This window comes from Enterococcus ureilyticus, from assembly GCF_001730315.1.
Taxonomy (GTDB): domain Bacteria; phylum Bacillota; class Bacilli; order Lactobacillales; family Enterococcaceae; genus Enterococcus_L; species Enterococcus_L ureilyticus.
The window spans coordinates 21,607-45,195 of record NZ_MIKC01000005.1; the positions used below are offsets into that span (position 1 = coordinate 21,607).

27 protein-coding genes, 1 tRNA gene, 1 pseudogene and 1 other annotated feature are annotated in these 23,589 nt (G+C 37.0%); of the genes and pseudogenes, 6 read left to right on the forward strand and 23 right to left on the reverse strand.

Translation table 11 applies throughout. The annotated features are described in order from the left end of the window. Nucleotides 1–6: 6 nt before the first annotated feature. The gene (locus tag BCR24_RS03860) at nucleotides 7–456 is read right to left on the reverse strand and encodes an arginine repressor (RefSeq protein WP_069639255.1); all 450 of its coding nucleotides are present in this window, start codon (nucleotides 454–456) and stop codon (nucleotides 7–9) included. A 255-nt stretch (nucleotides 457–711) separates the two neighbouring features. Between BCR24_RS03860 and BCR24_RS03865 the strand changes: the two genes are divergently transcribed. After that, nucleotides 712–2,220: an NAD-dependent epimerase/dehydratase family protein gene (locus BCR24_RS03865; RefSeq protein WP_069639256.1), complete on the forward strand. Its 1,509-nt coding sequence runs from the start codon at nucleotides 712–714 to the stop codon at nucleotides 2,218–2,220. Nucleotides 2,221–2,285: 65 nt separating this feature from the next. On the opposite strand, the gene BCR24_RS03870 is transcribed toward BCR24_RS03865, so the two are convergent. The 8 genes from BCR24_RS03870 to BCR24_RS03905 all read right to left on the reverse strand — a co-directional run bounded on the left by BCR24_RS03870 (nucleotide 2,286) and on the right by BCR24_RS03905 (nucleotide 8,834). Continuing rightward, nucleotides 2,286–3,101, reverse strand: coding sequence for a TlyA family RNA methyltransferase (locus BCR24_RS03870; RefSeq protein WP_069639257.1), 816 nt, complete (start codon nucleotides 3,099–3,101; stop codon nucleotides 2,286–2,288). A 16-nt stretch (nucleotides 3,102–3,117) separates the two neighbouring features. Then, a complete protein-coding gene (locus BCR24_RS03875) occupies nucleotides 3,118–4,005 on the reverse strand; it encodes a polyprenyl synthetase family protein (RefSeq protein WP_069639258.1) in 888 nt (295 codons plus the stop codon). Further along, nucleotides 4,005–4,244 (reverse strand): exodeoxyribonuclease VII small subunit, encoded by a 240-nt coding sequence (locus BCR24_RS03880; protein ID WP_069639259.1) that lies wholly within the window; start codon nucleotides 4,242–4,244, stop codon nucleotides 4,005–4,007. Before BCR24_RS03880 ends, BCR24_RS03875 begins: the two co-directional genes overlap by 1 nt. A gap of 4 nt (nucleotides 4,245–4,248) precedes the next feature. Further along, entirely contained in the window at nucleotides 4,249–5,592 is a 1,344-nt protein-coding gene (gene xseA, locus BCR24_RS03885) for an exodeoxyribonuclease VII large subunit (protein WP_069639260.1), read from the reverse strand. A gap of 9 nt (nucleotides 5,593–5,601) precedes the next feature. Next, nucleotides 5,602–6,447 carry a bifunctional methylenetetrahydrofolate dehydrogenase/methenyltetrahydrofolate cyclohydrolase gene (locus BCR24_RS03890; protein ID WP_069639261.1) on the reverse strand — a complete coding sequence of 282 codons (846 nt, stop codon included), beginning with the start codon at nucleotides 6,445–6,447 and terminating at the stop codon, nucleotides 5,602–5,604. 194 nt (nucleotides 6,448–6,641) lie between these two features. Next, nucleotides 6,642–7,091 (reverse strand): transcription antitermination factor NusB, encoded by a 450-nt coding sequence (gene nusB, locus BCR24_RS03895; protein ID WP_069639262.1) that lies wholly within the window; start codon nucleotides 7,089–7,091, stop codon nucleotides 6,642–6,644. Then, complete coding sequence (locus BCR24_RS03900) at nucleotides 7,084–7,509, reverse strand: Asp23/Gls24 family envelope stress response protein (protein WP_069639263.1); 426 nt, start codon at nucleotides 7,507–7,509, stop codon at nucleotides 7,084–7,086. The genes nusB and BCR24_RS03900 overlap by 8 nt, the downstream gene beginning before the upstream one ends. Before the next feature lie 260 nt (nucleotides 7,510–7,769). After that, a complete protein-coding gene (locus BCR24_RS03905) occupies nucleotides 7,770–8,834 on the reverse strand; it encodes a M24 family metallopeptidase (protein ID WP_069639352.1) in 1,065 nt (354 codons plus the stop codon). Between the two features lie 176 nt (nucleotides 8,835–9,010). Here BCR24_RS03905 and BCR24_RS03910 point away from each other — a divergent pair, with 176 nt between their 5' ends. After that, complete coding sequence (locus BCR24_RS03910; RefSeq protein ID WP_069639264.1) at nucleotides 9,011–9,820, forward strand: metallophosphoesterase; 810 nt, start codon at nucleotides 9,011–9,013, stop codon at nucleotides 9,818–9,820. Between the two features lie 69 nt (nucleotides 9,821–9,889). Here the strand turns inward: BCR24_RS03910 and BCR24_RS16815 are convergent, their stop codons facing one another. From BCR24_RS16815 to BCR24_RS03925, 4 genes are all read right to left on the reverse strand, one after another. Next, nucleotides 9,890–10,036 carry a hypothetical protein gene (locus tag BCR24_RS16815; RefSeq protein WP_167351662.1) on the reverse strand — a complete coding sequence of 49 codons (147 nt, stop codon included), beginning with the start codon at nucleotides 10,034–10,036 and terminating at the stop codon, nucleotides 9,890–9,892. Nucleotides 10,037–10,276: 240 nt separating this feature from the next. Next, on the reverse strand, nucleotides 10,277–10,681 hold the full coding sequence (locus BCR24_RS03915) for a hypothetical protein (RefSeq protein ID WP_069639265.1): 405 nt from the start codon (nucleotides 10,679–10,681) through the stop codon (nucleotides 10,277–10,279). A gap of 135 nt (nucleotides 10,682–10,816) precedes the next feature. Next, entirely contained in the window at nucleotides 10,817–11,293 is a 477-nt protein-coding gene (locus tag BCR24_RS03920) for a DUF2798 domain-containing protein (protein WP_069639266.1), read from the reverse strand. A gap of 849 nt (nucleotides 11,294–12,142) precedes the next feature. Further along, entirely contained in the window at nucleotides 12,143–12,469 is a 327-nt protein-coding gene (locus BCR24_RS03925) for a hypothetical protein (protein ID WP_069639267.1), read from the reverse strand. 1,073 nt (nucleotides 12,470–13,542) lie between these two features. On the opposite strand from BCR24_RS03925, the gene BCR24_RS03935 reads away from it, so the two are divergent. Beyond that, nucleotides 13,543–13,908 (forward strand): hypothetical protein, encoded by a 366-nt coding sequence (locus tag BCR24_RS03935; RefSeq protein ID WP_069639268.1) that lies wholly within the window; start codon nucleotides 13,543–13,545, stop codon nucleotides 13,906–13,908. A 670-nt stretch (nucleotides 13,909–14,578) separates the two neighbouring features. Further along, a complete protein-coding gene (locus tag BCR24_RS03940) occupies nucleotides 14,579–14,896 on the forward strand; it encodes a hypothetical protein (protein ID WP_069639269.1) in 318 nt (105 codons plus the stop codon). A gap of 49 nt (nucleotides 14,897–14,945) precedes the next feature. Here BCR24_RS03940 and BCR24_RS17250 read toward each other — a convergent pair whose 3' ends face one another. The 4 genes and pseudogenes from BCR24_RS17250 to BCR24_RS03955 form a co-directional block, all read right to left on the reverse strand. Continuing rightward, nucleotides 14,946–15,080 (reverse strand): hypothetical protein, encoded by a 135-nt coding sequence (locus tag BCR24_RS17250; RefSeq protein WP_275579444.1) that lies wholly within the window; start codon nucleotides 15,078–15,080, stop codon nucleotides 14,946–14,948. Nucleotides 15,081–15,844: 764 nt separating this feature from the next. After that, complete coding sequence (locus BCR24_RS17255; protein WP_275579445.1) at nucleotides 15,845–15,967, reverse strand: hypothetical protein; 123 nt, start codon at nucleotides 15,965–15,967, stop codon at nucleotides 15,845–15,847. Continuing rightward, nucleotides 15,967–16,272 (reverse strand): annotated as a pseudogene (locus BCR24_RS16645) (DUF3850 domain-containing protein). Before BCR24_RS16645 ends, BCR24_RS17255 begins: the two are co-directional and overlap by 1 nt. Before the next feature lie 440 nt (nucleotides 16,273–16,712). After that, nucleotides 16,713–17,000 (reverse strand): hypothetical protein, encoded by a 288-nt coding sequence (locus tag BCR24_RS03955; RefSeq protein ID WP_069639272.1) that lies wholly within the window; start codon nucleotides 16,998–17,000, stop codon nucleotides 16,713–16,715. Between the two features lie 255 nt (nucleotides 17,001–17,255). On the opposite strand from BCR24_RS03955, the gene BCR24_RS03960 reads away from it, so the two are divergent. Beyond that, nucleotides 17,256–17,936 carry a site-specific integrase gene (locus BCR24_RS03960; protein WP_141707028.1) on the forward strand — a complete coding sequence of 227 codons (681 nt, stop codon included), beginning with the start codon at nucleotides 17,256–17,258 and terminating at the stop codon, nucleotides 17,934–17,936. A gap of 56 nt (nucleotides 17,937–17,992) precedes the next feature. On the opposite strand, the gene rpmA is transcribed toward BCR24_RS03960, so the two are convergent. The 3 genes from rpmA to rplU are packed head-to-tail and all read right to left on the reverse strand — an operon-like array spanning nucleotide 17,993 to nucleotide 18,980. Continuing rightward, nucleotides 17,993–18,280 (reverse strand): 50S ribosomal protein L27, encoded by a 288-nt coding sequence (gene rpmA, locus BCR24_RS03965; RefSeq protein WP_010762831.1) that lies wholly within the window; start codon nucleotides 18,278–18,280, stop codon nucleotides 17,993–17,995. A gap of 12 nt (nucleotides 18,281–18,292) precedes the next feature. Then, complete coding sequence (locus BCR24_RS03970) at nucleotides 18,293–18,637, reverse strand: ribosomal-processing cysteine protease Prp (protein WP_069639274.1); 345 nt, start codon at nucleotides 18,635–18,637, stop codon at nucleotides 18,293–18,295. A 34-nt stretch (nucleotides 18,638–18,671) separates the two neighbouring features. Continuing rightward, nucleotides 18,672–18,980: a 50S ribosomal protein L21 gene (rplU, locus tag BCR24_RS03975; RefSeq protein ID WP_010762829.1), complete on the reverse strand. Its 309-nt coding sequence runs from the start codon at nucleotides 18,978–18,980 to the stop codon at nucleotides 18,672–18,674. Between the two features lie 19 nt (nucleotides 18,981–18,999). After that, nucleotides 19,000–19,079 (reverse strand) — a sequence feature (ribosomal protein L21 leader region). A gap of 172 nt (nucleotides 19,080–19,251) precedes the next feature. On the opposite strand from rplU, the gene BCR24_RS03980 reads away from it, so the two are divergent. Next, nucleotides 19,252–19,325: transfer RNA gene (locus BCR24_RS03980), tRNA-Arg, on the forward strand. Nucleotides 19,326–19,387: 62 nt separating this feature from the next. Here BCR24_RS03980 and BCR24_RS03985 read toward each other — a convergent pair. The 3 genes from BCR24_RS03985 to BCR24_RS03995 are packed head-to-tail and all read right to left on the reverse strand — an operon-like array spanning nucleotide 19,388 to nucleotide 23,467. Then, a complete protein-coding gene (locus tag BCR24_RS03985) occupies nucleotides 19,388–21,277 on the reverse strand; it encodes an ABC transporter ATP-binding protein (protein WP_069639275.1) in 1,890 nt (629 codons plus the stop codon). Then, complete coding sequence (locus BCR24_RS03990) at nucleotides 21,270–23,006, reverse strand: ABC transporter ATP-binding protein (protein WP_069639276.1); 1,737 nt, start codon at nucleotides 23,004–23,006, stop codon at nucleotides 21,270–21,272. Before BCR24_RS03990 ends, BCR24_RS03985 begins: the two co-directional genes overlap by 8 nt. Next, nucleotides 23,003–23,467: a MarR family winged helix-turn-helix transcriptional regulator gene (locus BCR24_RS03995; protein WP_069639277.1), complete on the reverse strand. Its 465-nt coding sequence runs from the start codon at nucleotides 23,465–23,467 to the stop codon at nucleotides 23,003–23,005. The genes BCR24_RS03990 and BCR24_RS03995 overlap by 4 nt, the downstream gene beginning before the upstream one ends. Between the last annotated feature and the right edge of the window lie 122 nt (nucleotides 23,468–23,589).

Below are 23,589 nucleotides of genomic sequence, written 5' to 3' on the forward strand. Positions count from 1 at the left end.
TCGATTTTATAGATATCGGAAAAATTCATTTTTTAAAAATTCAGCATCTTTTTCAGTGCGTGCAATGATCAAAACACCATCATCGTCATTGAGTGTGGCAAAAACAATCTCTTTATAATGCTTTTCTATTAAATTGGAAGCAGCCGCAGCATTCCCTGGTATAGTACGCAAAATAACCTGCTTTTCCATCTGGTCAACTGAAACAAATGCATCTTTTAATAATTTTTCTAATTTTACCGACGTATCTTCTTTTGTTTCAGCGGGAATACTGTAACGATAACCACCATCGATTGAAGGAACTTTGATCAACTTCATTTCTTTAATATCACGAGAAATTGTTGCCTGAGTGACCTCTATTCCTTTTTCTTCTAGATATATAACAAAATCTTCTTGTTTCTGAATATTTTTATCAGCTAATAAACGAGTAATCAAACGATGCCGATCCTTTTTCCTCATAAATAATTGACCCCTTTTTCGTTTCATTTCCATTTTATCATAGCGTATTTTTATTCATTTTGAAAGTGTAAAAGCTAAGAATCCATGGGAATATGCAAGTCTTTAGCTACGATCTAGTTCATGTTATCTATTGAATACTTGTTTTTTCATCTAAAGAAATACTTAATCCTATTCAAAAAAAGTCATCTACTATTGACAAATCGAACAAGAAAGCGCTAACATTACAACTACATCAAAGAAAGGAAGAGAGTTTATATGAATAAAAAAAGAGTGTTTGTTACTGGTACAACAGGTACGATGGGCGGCGAAACAATGAAGCAGCTCTTAAATCGATCTGATCGATTTCAAGTGGTTACTTTAGCAAGAGATTCAGAAAAAAATCGAACATTTATGGAACAGTACAAGAATAATTCTAGCCTAGAAATCTACTGGGGGGATCTTGTAAATTATGACGATGTCCTTCAATGTGTCACTGGCTGTGACTTTGTGATTCATTGTGCTGCATTTGTCTCTCCTGCAGCTGATCGTTATCCTGCCGATGCAATGAAAATCAATTATGGCGGTACTCTAAATTTAATCAAAGCGATTTTAGCTCAACCCAACAAAGAGGAGATTAAGTTGGTCAATATCGGGACCGTAGCAGAAACTGGTGATCGAACAGCACCTATTCATTGGGGACGCATCGGGGACCCTCTAAAACCCAGTGTTCATGATTATTATGCTGTATCAAAAATCGCAGCTGAACGTGCAGTTATTGAATCTGGCATCAAACATTGGGTGTCTTTACGTCAGACTGGCATCATGTCGATCAAAGAATTCAGCTTAAATGAAGGGATCGCTTTTCATCAACCGTTAAATAATGTTCTTGAATGGGTGACCGATCAGGATTCTGGTGTGCTGTGCGCCAATGCTTGCGAGGAGTGGGTCGATAGTGATTTCTGGGGACATGTGTACAATATCGGCGGAGGTGAAGACTGTCGAAACACAAATTATGAATTAATGGCTGCTATGATGAAGGAAATCGGTGTTGAACAGTTTAAAGACGTGTGCGAGCCAAATTGGTACGCTACACATAATTTCCACGGTCAATGGTATTTAGATTCAGATAAATTAAATGATTTTCTTCATTTCCGTTCGCAAACAACAGAAGATTTTGTTCGTTATTATGGGAAAGTGATGCGTGAACAAGCGCCGGAAAATGCACCTGTTATGACGAGTCAACAGATTGCGGCTATGATCAAGCAAGGGAATGAGCAAGTTGCTTTAACTGATACTGGTACCTTACATTGGCTTATTCACAATCAAGATGAACAACTAAATCCTTTCTTCATTTCAAAAGAACAGTGGGCTAAGATTCCTGGCTGGGATCGCTTTATTCTTTATCGCCCAGATGGCGATGCGATTGTATTGGATCACGGCTATGACGAAGCAAAACCAGAAGCAGAATTAACCATCAACGACTTGCAGCAAGCGGCTCACTTTAGAGGTGGCACTTGTCTTTCAGAAACAATGACCACAGGCGATTGGACGACTCAATTGGCTTTCGTCTGTCATAAGGGGCATACATTTTCTGCCAGCCCTCGTCTGATTTTAGAAGGTGGACATTGGTGTGATGAATGTGAGCGAACAAGCTGGAATTATCATGAATTAGCTAAACATAGTCCATTTTTTGCTCAAGTCTGGAATCCTCTTCATGACAAATCAGAACAAGCACATGAGTATAAAAAACATGTCAAAGATACGGATATAACAGCAACTGTTTAAGCACAAACAAAACAAGCACTAGCGTACACGACGATTATTCAGTGTATACTGGTACTTGTTTTTTTCTATTTTTTTAATTGTTGGTGTGCAGTTGCTACAGTTTCATCTATGTCTACTGTAACTTCAAGACTACCTTGACCTTCTACAGACGTCAAGTAAGCCAAAAATTCTATATTTCCTTCTCCGCCTGTAATAGGAGAAAAATCTAAGCCGCCAATTGAATAACCATGCTCTTGTGCAAATGTAAGAATCTCATTCAACACAAATTTATGGGTTTCTGGTTCTCGAACGATTCCTTTTTTACCAACCAATTCTTTTCCGGCTTCAAATTGCGGCTTGATCAAGGCGACAACTTTCCCACCAGGTTTTAAAATGTTGTGCAGTGGAGGTAAGATTAGTTTTAGTGAAATAAATGATACATCAATCGTGGCGATATCTGGAACACCTTCTTGAAAATCTTCTGGTGTACTGTAACGAAAATTCGTTCGTTCCATGACTACTACACGTTCATCCTGACGAATCTTCCAAGCTAACTGATTGTAACCCACATCTAACGCATAACTTAAACGCGCACCATTTTGCAAAGCGACATCCGTAAATCCGCCAGTTGAAGAACCGATGTCTAACATGGTTTTCCCAGCAACATCTAGACCAAATACGTCTAAAGCTTTTTCCAATTTCAAACCGCCACGCGACACATAAGGTAATGTTTGTCCTTTTACCTGAAGTGGCGTTTCAATCAAGATTTTCTCACCTGGTTTATCCAACCGTTCATTCTTGTCATTATAAACTAATCCAGCCATCACTGCTCGTTTGGCTTTTTCTCTTGTCTCAAATAATCCTTGAGTAAACGCTAAAATATCTACGCGCTCTTTTTTCATAAGGGCCTTCTTTCTATCATAATCGCAATTGTTCGACTAATTCTTGTAATAATTCCGAATGAAACTCACAGCTAGTTTGCTTTATTGTCTCTAGAACCGTACTGGCAAAAACCAATTGTTCCTCTAGCGCTTCTTTAGCACCCGTTAAACCCAGTAGGCTTGGATAGGTACTTTTGTGTAACGCTTCGTCACGTCCAACCTGTTTTCCTAACGCTTCTTCTGAACTAGTCGCATCCAATAAATCATCTTTGATCTGAAACGCCAACCCTAAATGTTGGGCAAATGTGCCTAATAAAAGAACGATCTCTTCTGGTTGCTCAGCTAAAATACCGCCTGCCAAAAGTGCAAATTCAATCAAAGCCCCTGTTTTCTTTTCATGGATATCCACTAATTCACTCAAAGAGAGCGATTGATTTTCACCTTGTAAATCTCCTGCTTGGCCTGCGACCATTCCCTGGGTACCAGCCGCCTTACTTAATAATTGAATCAGCAAGATCTTTTGATCTGACTCAATTTGGCTGATAGCTATTAATTGAAATGCTGCGGTCAGTAAACCATCGCCAGCTAGTATTGCCTGCGCTTCTCCAAATACTTTATGATTTGTTGGCTTACCGCGTCTTAAATCATCATCATCCATTGCAGGTAGATCATCATGAATCAAGGAATATGTGTGAATCATTTCTAAGGCTGCCGCTACTTGATAGTCATGTGTTTGCACTTCTTTGTTAAAAGCCTGAAGCACAGCTAATACTAGAAGTGGACGAAATCGCTTGCCTCCTGCACGAATCGAATACAACATTGCTTCTTTTAGTTGGTTATTTGTCGTGTAGTCATTGATAAAATTTTCCATTTCTTTTTCTATAAGCGGTAGACTCTGCTCACGAAAATCATTGAAATCTTCCATCAATTTTCCTCACTTTCTTCAAAAGCGACTTCTTCATCGTTTGCCGTCATAACTTTCGTCAATGTCTTTTCTGCTTTTTCCAAAGTATCTTGGCATTGTTTGCTTAAAACCATCCCTTCTTGAAAGGCTGATAGGGCTTCTTCTAGAGGAACATCACCACGTTCTAAACGCTGAACGATTTCTTCTAATTCAGCTAATGATTCTTCAAATGTTTTTTCGACTGCTTTTTCTTTGGCCATCTTTCTACTCCTCTTCAACTGGTGTTATTTTCTCAATCACCGTATCTACTAATCCATCGACATAATGGATTTGGATTTTTTCTTTTACTTGTAATTCATTGACCGACTTGATCACTTGTTGATCTTTGGTCGTATAACTGTAACCGCGGCCCATGATTTTTAACGGGCTTAACAAATCAAGTTGCTGAACAGCAGAAGTAAATTGTTTTTGTCTGTCTTTCATGTATTGATCCATTCGGTCATGAAGTGATTTAGCCAAAAAACTTAGTTGCTGCTGTCCTTCTCTAATTTGTCCAAGCGGTGTTTGTTGTCTAAATTGTGCAATGATTTCCTGTGCTGTTCGTTGCTTTTGATGGTAAATCGTTTCCATCGATTGAAACAGTCTTTGATTGATTCGATCTAATTTAATCGTTTGACCTTCATATAAACGCTCAGGCTGTTTAAATACATAGGAGTTTTTCAATCGTTGGTAACGCTCGTTTTTTTGTTGTAGTTGATAAAGGAAGCTTTGCTCTAAACGCGTTTGTCGTTCCTTGATCCTTAGCAATTCTTCATTTAAAACAGGGACAGCCAACTCAGCTGCAGCCGTTGGCGTTGCGGCTCTGACGTCTGCTACCATATCGGCAATCGTCACATCCGTTTCATGTCCCACTGAAGAAATGATCGGTGTGTTTGCTTGATAAATGGCTCTAGCAACTTTTTCTTCGTTAAAAGGCCACAGATCCTCGATCGAGCCACCACCACGTCCAATGATCATTGTATCAAATGTCCCAAGTTCTTCAATGCGTTGAATATTACGAACAATATCATCAGCCGCTTGATCTCCTTGAACAAGTGTTGGAAATAAGACCAATTGAGCGATCGGATATCTTCGTTTGACTGTCGTAATAATATCTCGAATCACTGCGCCGCTTGGACTAGTAACCACTGCAATCCGCTTAGGATATCGAGGTAATAGCTTTTTAGGTCCTTCAAACAAACCTTCTTTGCCTAATTTTTCACGCAACTCAGCTAAAGCTTGATATAAAGCTCCCACACCATCCGGCTCTATATGCTCGACATAAATTTGATAAGAGCCCCCGCTTTCATATAGTGAAACCCGACCAACCAATAAGACTTTCATCCCTTCTTTTGGTTGAAACTTTAGTTTTTGAAAAGCAGATTTAAACATGATCGCAGAAATCTTAGCACCATCATCTTTTATACTAAAATATTGATGTGCATTTGGGCGCAGACGAAAATTGGAAATTTCGCCTGTTAAATAAACCCGTTCTAAATATGGATCAGCATCGAATTTACGTTTCAAATATTTGGTTAAAGCTGTGACTGTTAAATACTGCTGTTCCATCTTCTCACCTTACTTTTGTTTTTTAGCGGCTTCAACTGTTTGATACATCAACATCGTGATGGTCATCGGACCCACACCTTTTGGTACTGGTGTGATAAAGCTCGCAACTTCTGAAACTTCGTCGAATTTTACATCCCCGATCAGTTTGCCATTTTCATCTCGATTCATGCCAACATCGATCACGACTGCACCTGGTTTAACAAATTCTTTTGTCACAAAATGCCCCCGACCAATTGCAACAACTAAGATATCCGCCTCTTTTGCTACTGCTGGTAGATCAACGGTCCTTGAATGGGCAATCGTTACCGTCGCGTTTTTCATCATCATTAATTGAGCCATTGGCTTACCCACGATATTACTGCGACCAATCACAACTGCACGTTTTCCTTCTAGGTCAATATTATAGGCTTCAAACATCTTCATAATGCCATAAGGAGTACAAGGGATCATCGTCGGCTCACCAATGAATAAATGCCCCATATTCATTGGATGGAAACCATCGACATCTTTGTTAGGATCAACAGCTAACAAAACTTTTTCTTCATCAATATGCTTTGGTAGCGGCAACTGAACCAATATACCATGGTAATTTGAATCTTGATTGTACTGTTCGATTACAGAAAGTAGCTCTACTTCTGAAATAGTTTCCGGCAAACGTTCGATTTTCGAGCGAATACCGATTTTAGCAGCAGCCAAATCTTTGTTTTTCACATAGGTTTGACTTGCCTGATTTTCACCAACTAATAATACAACTAACCCAGGATGAATGCCTTTTTTTTCAAGGTCTTGCACTTCTTCTTTGATTTGTGCTTGCATTTTATCTGCTAATTCGCGGCCGTTGATTAACTCTCCCATAAGATCACTCCTCATTTTTTGATTATATTCTTTTATTTTAGCATAATTCTGCTAGTCTTAACACTCTATACTGTCTATCTCCTTGAATTGTATATCAATGAAACTTCTCTCCCTTTACACGCCTTGTATTGTTCATCATCTACTCTGGCTAAGCCAGTCGTAGTGATTCACAACAAAAAAGATTCAAAGTATTTCTACTTTGAATCAATTTCTTTCATTACATTCGATAAGACACCATTAACAAATTTTCTTGAACGGTCGTCACTATATTTTTTCGCTAATTCAATTGCTTCGTCTAAAGCGACTGTGTTAGGAACATCTCCCACATAAAGCATTTCAAAAATCGCTATCCGTAAAATGATCAGATCCATTTTAGCAATACGGGTGATTGACCAATTGTTCCCTAAATGTTTTTTGATAACCTCGTCAAGTTCTGCCTTTCGATCACAAACGCCACCTACCAATAAATCTAAGTAAGTTGGAACAAATTCTTCTCCGTCTTCACTAATGATTTCTTGATTATCTAACTCTAATGCATAAGAAATTGCATCTTGTTTTGTTAAGTCAACATTAAAATCTAAAGGAAATAACGCTTGAAGCGCTTTTTCACGAATCTCTCGACGAGTAAAACTTGGCTTACTCATTTTCGCCCTCATCTTCCGGGAATAATTCATCAAAATCTGGTTCAGGAAGCTTTTCAGGAACAACAGCGACGACATGAATATTCACTTCTACTAAATCGATATCCGTCATGAATAATACCTGTTGTTTCACACGATCTTGCATCTCTAATGCTACTTTAGGGACAGAGATGCCATAATTTAAGTAACAATAAATATCGACTTTTAATCCTTCTTCTTCAGCTCTTAAATAAACGCCTTTACCGTGAGCGGCACGGCCTAAAAATTCTGTTACATTATTAGCAAATGTTCCTCGCATGCCATATACACCATCAATTTTAGATGCTGCAATACCAATAATGACTTCAATTACTTCCGGCGCAATCACGATTTCGCCTAAAGAATCTTTTGTATTGATCACTAGATTTTTTTCGTCAGTCATTTTAATCCTCCTTATAATAAAAGCGTAGCTAGATAAACACACAAACGTAGTTGACATTCAGTTATGACAAGAAACTTTTTAAATCATCAAAGCTTCTATCCATTTACCTATCTAATGTTTCCATTCTTCCATAGTTTATCATTAATTCACTCGTTTCGCTACCAAAAAAACTATGAGAAAATGAGTCAAAAACGGTTTGAGCTTAAAATAAAGGGTCACTCCAGAAATCTACTGTTTTTTTCTTATGAGTATGCTCATTTTTATAATATAATCAATTCTTTAGGGGAATGTGTCAGTACTCGATTCCCATCTTTAGTAATCAATAAATCGTCCTCGATTCTAACACCTCCAAGGCCAGGCAGATAAATTCCTGGTTCATCCGTAATTACATTTCCAGGAACAAATTGTTGATCTGCTCTAAAGGAAACATTTGGTCCTTCGTGGATTTCTAAACCAATCCCGTGACCTGTACTATGACCAAATGCCTCACCGTAGCCATAAGAAACGATATGATCACGAGCAATCGCATCCAATTGAATACCTGTTAAGCCAGGTTTTGCCTCATCTAATACTTTTAATTGTGCTTCTAAAACAATTTGGTAGATGTCTTTTAATTTGCTATCTGGTTCCCCAATTGCAAAGGTTCTAGTCATATCTGAAACATAGCCTTCATAATAACAGCCAAAATCTAGTGTGATCAAATCCCCTTTTTCGATAACCTTTTGACTCGCAACGCCATGAGGCATTGCTGAACGAACACCGCTTGCAACGATTGTTTCAAAAGATACGCCCGAAGCACCTAAAGAACGCATATAAAAATCTAATTGGTTGGCAATTTCAATTTCCGTCATACCTGGTTTGATTACCGTCAAAATGTGCTTAAAGCCCATATCTGCAATGCTGCACGCCTTTTCAATAATCGCAATTTCTTCTTCATCTTTAACTTCACGAAGCTCTTCGATCAAGCCTGCTACTGGAATTAAATCACACGGTGTAATTTCTTCTAATAAGCTATATTCTGCAAAACTAACAAACGTTTCTTCAAATGCCAAATTAGCCAATTGTTCTTTTTCTGCGATAGCCACAACTTCATCATAAATCGGACCAGAATTTTGAATGATTTCAAACCCTTGTGCTTGCTCTGCTGCTTGTTCAGTATAACGAAAATCCGTTATAAAAAAAGCTTTGTCCAACGTGATAACGGCTAATCCAGTTGTTCCTGTGAAATTCGTTAAATAACGTAAATTATACGGACTTGTCACTAAAAACCCTGAAAGATCGTTTTTTTTCATCAATGTTCTTAATTTATTTACTCTTGCCATCATTTTTTTCATCCTTCTTTCCAAAATAGGTTCTTTCTTATTATAACAAATAATGATTTTGAAAAACACCGAAGACATACAACCTCTAAATTATTCTAAAGTTTCTCCAGTATAAGCGCTAATTTTATTCTTTTTTAATTTATTTCAGTTATAGTTTAAAACGAAAGTGAGGTTACTGAATGAAGAAAAGATACTTTATCTATTTAACTCTGTTCGCTATCATCGGTATAATCGTTTATGCCTTTTTTATAGAACCAAAAAGGATTGTTGTACATAACTACACAATTGGAAATAATGACGGAAAAAAACCAGTCAAAGTTGTTCAACTTTCAGACATTCATATTCAAGAAAAATATCCTGTTACCCAACTAGAAAAAATCGTAACAAAAGTAAATAATGAAAATCCAGATATCATTGTATTTACAGGTGATTTATTCGATAACTACGCTAAATACGGACCAGCCGAAGAAGTAATCGCCGCTTTGAGCCGCTTAAAAGCTCCTCTAGGGAAATACGCGGTTTGGGGCAATCATGATTATGGCGGTGGTGCGGCTCGCGTTTACCCCGATATTTTAGCAGCTGCAGATTTTCAGCTACTAGAAAATACGGGCATAAATGTCTCATTGCCTAACGAAAAATCAGTTTATATCGGCGGTTTAGATGATTCCATATTGGGAAATTCATCCATCGATGACACTTTAGTTGATCGTCAAAGTGAGTATACTATTCTACTAAGTCATGAGCCAGATAAAGCTGATGACGTTCTTGATCACAATGTTCAATTGATTTTATCGGGTCACAGCCACGGCGGTCAAATCAAGCTCCCTTTTATTACTATTAAGAATACGTTGGCAGAAAAGTATTTCACTGGCTTTTATGATTTAGCAAACAACACAACTCTCTATGTCAATACAGGGTTGGGAACGACAAAAATTCCAGCACGGTTTAGAGTGCCCCCTGAAATTGCCGTTTTCGATCTTTATATTTAGAATCAACAGGAAACGACTACCCCAAAATAATATTATTTTGGGGTAGTCGTTTCCTGTTAGTTTAGTACGTTAATCAAGTTCCTTTACTCGACCGCCAATTTTATCAGCGAATTTTTTTGCATAATTTTTAGTTTGAAAGATTCGAACACTTTTTTTATCTCTTGTACGTTGCCCGTCTCTACCAATATAGCCATGTAATACTTTTACAGCGTACATTGCCATTCCCCCTTTATCATTTATGAACTGTACTAATTGATGTAACTCAACTATAGCCAACACAACTTAACCCAAACATAAAAATCCTCGAAGATTTTATGAACACTTATTAAGACATTACGAAAAACAATTATTTTTGCTTAAAAATATTTTTTCTCCTTGAAAAACAAAAAAGAGCGGAGATCGTTTATTCTCTCAGCTCTTCACAATAAATGATCAAAAAAACGACTGACTGTACTGCTAAACAATAATGTCTTTTGTTTTCTTATCCATATGTATTCTAGCTGTCCAAGTTTCGAAAGTAACCAAGACAGGTTCTGGATGATTCAATTCTTTTTGATAGGAGGATAATTTAGGTTCGATCATTTCCATTGATTCAATCTGCTCAATGGCAAACTTCCCTTTTAAAAGCAGACTCTCATGTTCAATTTCTTGATAGCAACAAACCGATCCGTTTTGATTACATTGAATATTTTTTACTGTTTCACCATGTCCATCTAAATAAAATTGTAACTTCAATAAGCCCTCTCTCCATAGCGGTTCAGAAACAGTAATAACCGTTGGAAAATCACGTTTATCAATTGTTGAAATCAAAAATACGGTACTTGAATTTAATAACCTGACAATTCGCTCATGTATTTCCATCGTTGAAGGCCCCCTGTTAATCAAGTTTCTATTAATTATAACAAGGTTATAGTGCTTTTGGAAAGCTATACCCTTTTTTAACAAAGGAAAAAACGAGAAGAACATTTGCCACAATTTCTTCTCGTTTCAACAAGCCTACTCGCTGATTTGATTCTTTTCTTTCAACCAATTGCTTTGGCGACTTTTACTTAAAATCCAGCGGCAAAGCGGACCGACAATCAATAATTGTAGCGGCAACGCCATAATTAAATTGCTAAAAAAGCCTCCAATATAATAGCCTAAGAAATTTTGTGTAAACCCAAATTGCATGACAACACCATACATTGACATAAAAAAGACCATTCCCAAAACCATACAACTAGAAACAGCAATGATCATATGAATTTTTTTTGATTTATTGATCGGTAGAGCAAAAGCAATTTTTTTAGCAGGTGTTGCAACAACTAAGACATCGAATAAAAAGGCAACGATAAAACCTGGAACAAGCCCTACCAATAGATTACTTAGTGAAAATTGTCCGTGTAGTAAAAGATTATAGGCACTCATAGAAAGCACCATTGAAAAACAGACAATCGTTGTAAAAAATATTCCTTCTTTTTTATTTTGCGGCATATAGACACTCCTCTTTGATTTTTGTAGCAGAGTTTATGCTATCATATATAAAAAAATCTCGTAAGTTAAATTTTTCTAATTTTTCAAAAAATTTTGCTTAAATTGTTTATGCAAAAAAATAAACGTGTTTCTTCTATTCTAATGTAGATAACATGATCCGCAATTCTGCCAAGTACAATTTCCCCTTTCTTCATGCAATGTTCAGACAGACCTCCTACTGACTTGATGTCAGCAGCCCTCGTCTTCTGTCACTTAGCGGACCGATAGAACGGTTGAGATATACATCTATTCAACATGCTCTAGCCCATCCTTATACACCAACAAATCACCTTCTTCGTATGCTTTAAAGCTGTTTCTAAATATCGATAGAAAGTTGATTCCAATACGTTCATTTCGATGTATATCTTGCTGCAGTTGTTACCGTTGTAATCAACGTACTTTTTATAAAGGATCTCGCGTTCCATCTCGTCACATTTATTAACAGCGCACATGATAGCTTCAGCTAATTATTTAAATTTGTAGTTTCTGCTCTAACGTCTGTACTTAGCTAACAAGCTCCGAGCGTTTTCTTTCGTCGCCTTGATATCTATATCGTCATACATTGTCACAACCTCCTTGCTGATTAAATAGAAAACAACGGCCACGAATGACGGTTAGTTGATTATGCTATATTATTGACTCGGCGACCTCATAAGGAGGTACTGCCATATTAGATTTACTGTTTAAAACTTTATCCATGGTTAAAATACCGAATGGTATCTATCACCGTCACAGGGATAAGCAGTATAAACCGCGACACAAGAAAAGGAGATAGCTGTTGAGCTGTCTCCTTGTTTGTTTATTATTTTGTTATCTGCTAGATGCAGAAGTTCGCCTAGACGAACTTCTACCACTAGGAGACCTATAACTCGAGCTTTTTCGAGAACTTGTTCTGCCGCTACTTGCTCTGCCAGATCCTACGTAACCGCCGCCTCCTATAGCCGCGCCTCCTGGATCAAGTTGTTCGTTTTGTTTTAGTTGCGGTGACTTCGCATTCACTTCATACACTGCTATATGATCACGATAATATACTTCGCTAGGTAATAGATCCTCAGCCAATGCTGTCACCGGCGATAAAGCATTTAAAAGCAACCCTAAAACTACTAAGCCACCACTTATAAACAATTTCTTTTTCATAAAAAAAATCACTCCTTAATTCATAGTAATTTAATTATAACATAAAGATAGTTTTATTGATACACATTTGATAAAAAGCTACCGCATAAACGATGACTGTGTAGGCGCAAAGCACCCTAAATTAATTTAAGAGCCTTCACGCCAGAGCGTATCTGTCCTATAGGAAATGAAGGCATTGTCGTTAAATACTATAACCATCTCAACCAAAACTTAGCAATTGAGCGGTAAACGGTCTAACCGTTTTTGCCTTTATGTACCGCACCCACAGCTTGTAAACTATGTATTTACCTGTGAGTGTTTTCTCAGTCAACGGTTGATTTAAGAATGGCACTATGTGAGTGGTCTATTCTTAGATTCTCCATCAACTTAACGGAAACAATCCAAACATCAATACTGAAAAGTTGGTTTTAGCTTTTATTTCTATGTGATTGTCTTTCGTTTGATGTTTGGTTTAATTCCACAATATCATTATACAATGGAAAATGTAGCATTGTGGTAAGTGCTTTGCAACCGAAATGCAACTAGTCACTTAATCTCTAACGCTTCAACGCCGTATAACAATATAGAAAAATCATTGATCGCCTCTTTGATTTGACTATTGGCTACTTACCTGGAAATATCGTAGTAGCTTGCAATCATCTCGTCGCTAAGTTTAGGGCCAAAATACTTTTATTATAGCAACTTATATCCTCTGCTATGAGATTTATCGCATATTCTTTCGTATTCGTCTGCACAATTCATCACATGATGCATAATCTTGACCGTCTTAGCTCTGTTCTGCATTAGTGCGCTTAGTGTTAGATAATTGTGATTCCAAAAAGTTTCCTGAGCGCCAATCAATTGATTTTCTAGCGTTTGGACATGAACTTTCAATTTGTCGTAGTTTTTAAGAAGCAGTCGCGTATTATGGAAAACGTACTGTCTCATTTTTTCGAATTCGTTTTGTTGCTCTCGTGTTATTCTAACGGTGATTTTATCCGCTAGTATATCCAGTTGTTAATCTGACAATTCAGTAATTTTACTCAATTCGTTACCCCTCCTATGTTATAATTACTCTATAAAGGAGTTTTTTTTTGAAAAAAATTAATAGTATTGTTATTTATTTTATAAGTCTGATTTTAAGTAGTTTCATAATAAATTGGATTCTTGTGAAGATAGGTGTTCCGGATCATATTGTTTGGCAAACATTTGCTGAAAGTGGGTATAAAAATCCTCCCAAAAGCTATGGATTTGTCCTTGCGTTGTTATTATCATTATTTCTTTTACTGCAGGCTGAAGTTTATATAAGAAAAGTTCATCCTGAGAGGAGAAAAAACTTCATGAACCCTAAACAAGACATGAAGCTAAATCTAAAATCTTTTCTTCTGATAGAGTTAGTTGCAATAGCTACATTGATACCAGTCTTTTTTATACTTAAATCTATTATAGATTATTTATAAAACTGTCACCTCTTATGCAATACTCACACATCAGCTATCACCTGCTTTGTATACAACCACTGCTGACGGAAACGGTTCACGATCTCTTTTTTGTCCGTTATCCTCAAAATATAAACGACCTCTTAAAAACTCAATCTCTGCTTTACCAAAAATGTAATCATACCAATAACTTGTATCTGTCCTTGCAGGTATCCAAAAAAACAATTGTGCGATTAGGATCTATTTGATACTCTTGCCATGCTTTAGCAAGCCACTTGCCCAGCTATCTAATAATGTTGATTGTATTCCGCATCATGCTCGAACGTGTACTGCTGTTAGCATCTGCGCCTAATCGTTGACCTGTAATGCTAATGAACCTGGTAAGGTGAGCCATGGATAAGAATATCTGGATTGAGATTCCATCCCGCCACTGAATGAGTTTTATAAAGTAGGTCCTCTGCAAAAATAGCGTTATAGCTTTTGGGTCAATCTCTACCTAGTCAATCACTTTGGCTGGTATCCCTAAATTGTTTAACGCTTTAAAAGGTAACCCAACGCCACCGAATAATTCTAAAGTATGTATCATAATCACAAGGGAGTAAAAAGCCTTTTAGTCCTGCAGGAAATCTCCTACTCCTTTCGTTTAGTTGTTATGTTATAATTATTTATTACTATTTTTGTGAGGTATTACATGAAAATTTTTTATGCTTCTCTTTTTGCAGCTGCAATACTTTTTTTACTAGGAATGTCTATAGATTCACATCTTAATTCTAACAATGTCGAATTAATCTTCTTTGACGATAATCTGCTAACCGAAGGCTACGGAAATAATATCGGGGTATTATTCGCAGGATCTATTATCGTCTTTTTTGGACTTGTTCATGGTTCACTTACAAAGCGTAAAACTTTGACAAAAAAGTCTAAACTAGTTGCTGTTGTCATAATTTTTATCTCTTTAATCGTATTTGTTATTTCAGCTCTGAATCTTTCAAATTACTACTTTTCTTAAATTCTTCCTGAAGTTCTTCGGCTGTTTGGGCGAGGGTGATGGCAGGCGCTCACAGCAATGATATACTGTAAGAATTCCCTAAGTCTAATATTCCGCTAATAGCGCCACCTCTTAAAGACTCGATTTTAACTATCTCATCTGTTCCGTCTATAACAATACTATCCCCCATCCGAAGCTCATCCAACTTACGCCCTTCCGAACGTTGGAAAGTTGCTATTTGTTCGGCAGTACCTGATTTGTCGTCGTTAGTTTGATCAATACCCCAACAAATATCGAAAAATTCCCCTGTTTTCAAATCAAGACTTTTGACTAAAATCGACGGACTTTTTGATTTATTGTAGTTCTCTATTCTGTATATTCTTGTTTCGCCATCATAATTGGCTGAGCAGTACTCCCCAACCGAAAACGCTGGTTGGTGGTCTTTTTTTGATGCCAGCTGAAATAGTTCTTCATTTTTTTAATCTCGTCATCAATATTGACAAATTCTGATCCTGATTCTTTCAGACTTATAAGATAGCTACCATTGTTTACAAATTTCATGCTTTAACGTTTTTTCGCTCATTGTCAGTCTTCCTGTGGTATAATCAAAAATAAAAAGGTTGTGATTATTTTGTCTAAAAAGTTTGCTTCCTTATCCGTTGTATTTTGCGCATTAAACATATATTTTTTAACTCACACTATGTTCAAACCGTTTTTTGTAGTAATGGTTTTATGGTTAATCGCATGGGTTTTCATAGCTAAAGAACAATTGCAGTCAAAACGATAATCATTCCGCCTCCTCCTCTAAAAGTCTATTTGTAATCATGCTATATTTTTGATACACTATTTCCGAGCGATCACCGCTCGGACCTAGAATTCTTAAGCGTGATGCCTAGTGTTCTGGCTCTAGGCATTTTTGTTGTCTAAAACTCCTTGTGCTTCCAAAATACGGTCAATAACGTCTTTATACTACTGCGGCATCCTTTTTTTGACATTATCAGGATTAGAGTCGTAGTATTTGGCAACATGTCCGTTAAACCAATCTGTAACGGTTAACAAACCTGCTTGATTTAATGCTAGGTTCCCCTCCATTAACTCAATCCCCCCATCACTACATAATTATTTGGCAAAGGAAAATCAGGAATGTATGTAATCTTTACTTTTAGCTCGTTGCCTGTATGTTCTCCGTTTTTATATTCTTACAAATTTAAAATGGCACCTTTTTTATAACCACGATCGTTTTTACGAATTTCAAAAGTTTTAATACCAGAAACAATATCAGCTAAAAAATTAGGTTTTATTTTGATGTTGTGGACTTTAGGCTCTTTTTCCACGGTGTAGCTGTTAACAACAGCATTAACAAACAAGGATTCATTCTTCTCAATCCACTCAGCCACAAACTACGGCATCACAACCTTGTCCTGTTGGGTTGGTAGTGATGATTTGAGTTGTTCGAGCTATCCGAGCAACGCATTCCGATTAATAAATCTATCTCCTAGATGTGCGAAACATTTATCGGCATTATCTTCAATAAATTTTTCTATCAATTCCCCAACCTTTCCCGTGTGGTGTGTCCTCCTTAATTTTCACTAAATTCAAATTTCATATCGACAACACTTTACATAGAGTTATAATTATTTTACCGCCATACTGAAAGGAGTGTTTTTAATGTTTGCATCATTTTTTGCTGTATCCATTATGTTACGAAATTACATTAGATCGTAACACCCTTACAGATTAACGCTTAGTCGTTAGTCTGTTTTTTAGTCTATCTCGTTTAGTAATTCTGGGTTTTCTTTTCCCTAATACAAAAACCTCGTTCTTTCCTCCAATTCAATCATTTGCTCAGGCTTTTAAATCCTAACACCTCGTATATGGATTGTCCGCTATAACCTAAATTTTGCAAAGTCTTATACTCCGCAAGAGTAAAACTATTTGGATCGATAGCATCTAGCGGTCTAGATTCCTCCATTGAGTCAGCACCGAGCATCCACCCGATTTCTTGTACTTTCCTTGTTTTTTTATTGTCTTGTTTCCACAAAAACAGATCATCACCTATAAGGCTAAGTAATTCTTTTCTTAACTCTTTCTGACTTTTTCTGACTTTTCCTTCTACTGCTAACATCAACAAATTTCACCGTCATTACATTCACTGGCCTTTCAATATTTTTCTATTTTGATCCATTTTTTTCTAGTGCTGTTTTGCGTGTAAAGTGTCGCATCCTTACTAGTTGATTACGAAAAGAATGGCTTACAAAAACAAAATATAGCGACATTTCAAGAGGTTTACGACCTTTGGTATCGAGTTATAAGAATACCGTTAAAGAATCAACCAGCATCGAAACAGAGCGGTATATGAAACTTCACATCTTATCAGTGTTTGAAAAGTGCAGAAGAATTAGAAAGAGTTATGGTTTATCTGGAAACAAAGGTGAATAAATACCAGGATGGCACATTGCTACAAAAGTTTTTCGCCGAATATGAATATATTTTATATAGGCTAATAGCTTTCACTGGTTTAAGGGGCGGAGAAGCTGCTGCTTTACATTGGGAGGATATAGATTTTACAGAGCAGAGATTAAATGTTGGTAAAACTCTATCTAAAACGAGGGAAGGTTTCGCAGTTTCAACACCTAAAAATAAAAGTTCGAACCGAGTGATCGGCATGGATGCTAAAACGCTAAGAATTTTGAAACGTTGGCAATCAAGACAAAAAGAATTTCTTTTTAGGAATCGTATCAAGGGGTGTGATATTATTTTTGCGGATATAAATGGAACGCATACTGAAAGGCACTCTCTCTATCAGCGCTCTAGCAGACTTACAGAGAAAACAGGATTGCCTAACATCGGAACGCACGGCTTTCGTCACAGTCAAGCTTCTATACTATTTAAAGCTGGCGTTTCAATGAAGGATGCACAAGAAAGACTTGCCCATAGTTCGATCGAAATGACCATGGATATATATACCCATGTAACTAAGAAATCAAAAGAAAAAACCGTTAAACAACTAACAAAGTTCGCAAGTTTTTTAGTTGTTCAAGGTCAGTCGAAAATTAGATAAAATAAAAAAAGCTCTATCCCTTACGTAACAAGGGATAGAGCAACTTTTTAAAATTATTATTGAGCTACTGGGTAAACAGACACTTGTTTTTTGTCACGGCCTTTACGTTCGAAACGTACTACACCGTCAACTTTAGCAAATAAAGTGTCGTCTCCGCCAATACCTACGTTTGCTCCTGGGTAAATTTTAGTTCCGCGTTGACGGTATAAAATTGATCCACCAGTAACAGTTTGTCCATCAGCACTTTTAGCACCTAGGCGTTTAGATTCTGAATCACGACCATTGGAAGTCGAACCTCCACCTTTTTTGTGGGCGAATAATTGTAAATTCATGTTTAATAACATCGTCTGCACCTCCTATTTTTCATTTATGGTTTTGACTTGAATAAAGTCAAGATTTTCTTGCTCGACTGCTTGTAGACCTAATAAAAGGTTTTCCAAGAGAATTTGGGCAATGTTGGTTTGTTCCTGATTGGCCTTTGAAATCACTTCAACATAAAGATAACCACCTTCATCTTCGTTGGTTTCAACAATCGGTTCAAATCCAGCTAGCGCATCGATCCCATTGACAGTACTGATCGTTAAAGCAGACACAGCTGCACAAACGATATCACTCCCATATGGACCTGATTCTGCATGCCCTGAGACTTCAAAAGAAACAATTTGACCTGAGTCATTTCGTTTAAAAGAACTTTTAATCATTGATAGGCCTTCTTTCCTATGCAACTTAAAAGAATTATGCGTTGATTGCGTTGATTACAACTTTTGTATATGGTTGACGGTGACCTTGTTTGCGGTGAGTGTGTTTTTTAGGTTTGTATTTGAAAGTCACGACTTTCTTTTGTTTGCCGTGTTTTTCTACAGTTCCTTCGACAGTTGCACCTGCGACAGTTGGAGCTCCTACTTTCGTAGATTCGCCACCCACTAAGATAACTTCGTCAAAAACAACTTTTTCGCCAGCTTCTACGTCTAATTTTTCAACGTAAATTGCTTGACCTACCTCAACTTTTACTTGTTTACCACCAGTTTTGATAATTGCGTACATGCTATACAGCACCTCCTTCTTCTAGACTTAGACTCGCCATCCCAAGTGACAACATAACTGTCCTACTTAAAAACTTGTTCTGTGCGGTTGTAGCTGTGGAGTCCACAATTACAACATTAATATTATATCAAATTAAGGACTGAGAGTCAATAAAAACTTAATGCTTTAGTCCTATAAATCACTTTTCAAAAAAAATTAGTTGTTATTTCAAATTTATGATTGACTTTATTTTATATGTTCATTATAATAAACTCTGTTGCGTTAACATATTGCGCCAATAGCTCAGCTGGATAGAGCACTCGCCTTCTAAGCGAGCGGTCGGGAGTTCGAATCTCTCTTGGCGTATTATTTTAAACGTTTATATGAAAAACACCAACCATTTATTGGCTGGTGTTTTTTTATTGTTCTTATGATAATTCTACTTTTCCAGTGTACAGTTGATGATAAATTCCTTTTTCTTCTAGTAAATCTTCATGACTGCCTCGTTCGATGATACGACCATGATCCATCACCATGATGGCATCCGAATTTTGGATTGTTGATAGACGATGAGCGATAACGAATACAGTTCTGCCCTTCATCAAACGATCCATTCCAGCTTGTACATGTTTTTCGGTTCTGGTATCAATACTAGAGGTTGCTTCATCTAAAATCATCACTGGTGGATTAGCAATGGCTGCTCGTGCGATTGCTAATAATTGACGCTGTCCTTGTGACAAGCCTTCTCCGTCACCTGTGATCACAGTATCGTACTTCTCAGGTAGATTATTGATAAAATCTTCTGCATTGGCAAGTTTGGCTGCATGGATCACCTCTTCATCAGATGCATTCAATTGACCATACCGAATATTTTCGCGAATCGTTCCAGTAAATAGATGGGTGTCCTGTAAAACAATTCCTAAAGATCGTCTTAAAGAACTCTTTTTGATTTTTTTTACGTTGATCCCATCATAGCGAATTTTACCTTCTTGAATATCATAAAAACGATTGATCAAATTCGTGATCGTGGTTTTACCAGCTCCGGTGGCGCCGACAAAGGCAACTTTTTGACCTGGTTCTGCGTACAGATTGATGTCTTTTAATACTCGATGTTGACTATTGTAGCCAAAGGACACATCTTCAAAACGAACATCTCCAGTTAATTCCGTATAGGTTACCGTGCCATCGTGATGCGGATGCCTCCATGCCCAAATACCAGTTCTTGTGTCGCTTTCAACAAATTTATCTCCATCACGATTCACATTAACTAACGTCACATACCCGTCATCTACTTCTGATTTTTCATCAATCAATGTAAAAATCCGATCTGCTCCAGCTAAAGCCATAATGACAAAATTGATTTGTTGGGACACTTGACTGATCGGCATATTCAATGAACGACTCAATTGTAGAAATGAGGCAATCATCCCAATCGTCAAACCAGAAACACCATATACCGAAAAGATTCCTCCAACGACTGCCAAAAGGACATATTGAATATTTAATAAATTCATCATGATCGGCATTAGGCTATTGGCATACTTATTGGCTTGCGTAGCACTTTGACGTAGTTCTTCATTGATTTCTTTAAATTGCTTGATTGTTTGAGGCTCATGATTAAAAATTTTCACGACTTTTTGCCCATGCATGATTTCCTCGATATAACCATTCACACTACCTAAATCCCGTTGCTGTTTGCCAAAATAACCACTGCTGCGCCCAGCTATCATTCGAATGGTCACAATCATTATAGAAACAGAGACGAGCACCACTAAAGTCAATGGCACACTGATGGTAAACATTGCAATAAACACACTGATAAAACTAACCACCGCTGCAATCAGATTAGGAATACTTTGAGAAATCATCTGCCGCAAAGTATCCGTATCATTTGTAAAATGACTCATGATATCCCCATCAGAATTCGAATCAAAATAGCGAATCGGTAATGTCTCAAGATGGGTAAACATTTCATCTCGAATCGTTTTTTGTGTGCCTTCGCTGATACGTACCATAATGAGATTAAACCCTAAATTTGAAATGATCCCAACACCATAAATTAGTGCCATCGTCGTAATTGCCTTCAATAATCCAGAAAAATTAGGATTACTTTGTCCAAGTAATGGTGTGATATAGTCATCAATCACAACTTGTAAAAATAACGAGCCTCGAACATTGGCGAAGGTACTCAGCAAAATGAGAATCATTACTAATACGAGACGAAACTTATATTTTTTAACCATATATGAAAACAGTCGCTTTAGCGTTCTCAAAGGATCTTGACTTTTGCGAATCCCTTTTGTTTGTTCATCACGCATTCTCTTCACCAAATCCTTTCTCCTGAGACTCATAGACTTCTTGATATATTTGATTAGTAGCAAGTAATTCGTCATGGGTTCCGATGGCATTGATCAAGCCTTTATCCATCACAATAATACGATCAGAATCTTGAACAGAAGAAACACGTTGTCCGATGATAAAGGTTGTCGTTCCAGGAATTTCTTGTCGCATTCCTTCCCGAATCAAACGATCTGTTTTTGTATCTACGGCACTTGTCGAATCATCTAAAATCAAAATTTTTGGTTTCTTCAACAACGCACGGGCAATACATAGACGTTGTTTCTGCCCACCAGATACATTATTCCCACCTTGGGAAAGCATCGTATCATATTTATCAGGAAATTCTTCAATAAAACTATCCGCTTGTGCAATCTTACAAACTCTGATCAAGTCTTCATCTGTCGCATCTTCATTTCCCCAACGTAGGTTTTCTTTGATTGTTCCTGTAAACAATACATTGTTTTGTAAAACCATACTGACTTGATCCCGCAAAGATTTCAAATCATACTCTCGCACATCATATCCGCCAACTTCGACCGATCCTTGCGTCACATCATATAATCTTGGAATCAACTGGACTAATGTTGATTTAGAACTACCTGTTCCACCAACGATCCCGATCACTTCACCTGATTTGATTTCCATATTTGCATGCATCAATGCTAATTTGTCAAGATCATTCGCATAGCTAAAACAAACATCATTAAAGCGGACAGAACCATTTGGAATTTCATAAAGCGGATCTGCATTGTTTTTTAAATCACTTTCTTCTGATAAAACTTCAGTGATCCGTTCAGCAGATGTCCGTGCAATCAGTACGATGACAAAAACCATTGATAACATATTTAAACTCATTAAAATCTGCATCGTATACGTAAACATACTGACCAGTTCCCCAGTAGTCAACGTACCCCCTACTACAAATTTTGCCCCTAACCATGAAATCAACAACATACATGTGTAGACTGCAAACTGTAAAATCGGATTGTTGAAGGCAACAATGCTTTGTGCTTTCGAGAATGTTTTGTAAATATCTTTAGAAACCGTTTTGAATTTCTCGTCTTCATGCTTTTCTCTTACATAAGATTTAACAACACGAATTCCTTGTAAGTTTTCTTGAACAACGTTATTTAATTTGTCATAAATACGAAAAACTTTATTAAAATTTGGGTGAGCAAAATAAATAACTGCCGCTAAACCAATCATCAAAAATGGCACGACGCCTAAATAAATCAAGGACAGATCCTTATTGATACTATAAGCCATGGCTAATGAAAAAATCATGATCAATGGACTCCGGACCAAAAGCCGAATAATCATTTGATACGCATTTTGAACGTTGGTCACATCTGTTGTCATCCGTGTGATCAGGCTAGAGGTTGAAAAACGATCAATATTTGAAAAAGAAAACCCTTGGATGCGAACAAATAATTGGTCTCGCAAATTTTTCGCAAATCCAGCTGATGCAACCGCGGCATACCGACCGGACATCGCACCAAAAAATAACGCAATGATGGCACAAACAAATAGAATCGCTCCATACATCAAAATGGCTTTGGTATCGCCTTTTTCGATGCCGTTATCGATCATCATTGCCATAACCAATGGGATAATGATATCTAAAATTACTTCTCCAGTTACATAAAGCGGCGTAATGATACTTTCTTTTTTATAGACACCGATATTGGCGATCAGTTTTTTTATCATGTAATCCGTTCACCTTCCTTATTTATTTTTTTGCTGTTTTCTGATAATTTTTCCAATAATTTGAAAAAGATTGCTAGTTGGTCTTCTGGAATTCCCTGCATGAGCAACTCATCAAATTTATGTAGCTTCACGATGTTTTCTTTAACTTTATGTTCGCCTAATCCCGTTAGAATAATCGTTTTGTAGCGGTTGTCTTCTTTACAACTGCTTCGCTCGATAAATAAGCGTTTCTCCATTGTTTGTAGAACGCCTGTTGCAGTGGAACGTCGAATGTCAAATTCTTGTTCGATGTCTTTTTGATAGACTGGGATTTGTTGACTATTACGGCGGTGAATGAAGTTTAGAATGCGCATTTGGATACTTGAAGAGGCTTCGCCGTCTTCTTCTTTTAAAATTTCTGCTGACTTTCGATTGAGTTCGTTGGCTAAAATTCTGATTTTTAGACCGATTTTCCTGTCCATTATTTTCCTCCTCGCTATATAGTTCGGTTCCTAACTATATTACAAAAAAACATTAGTATGGTCAAGTTAATTTAATCAACCTATTATTAAACAAAATAAATCCAGATATCTGCGAAATTAAT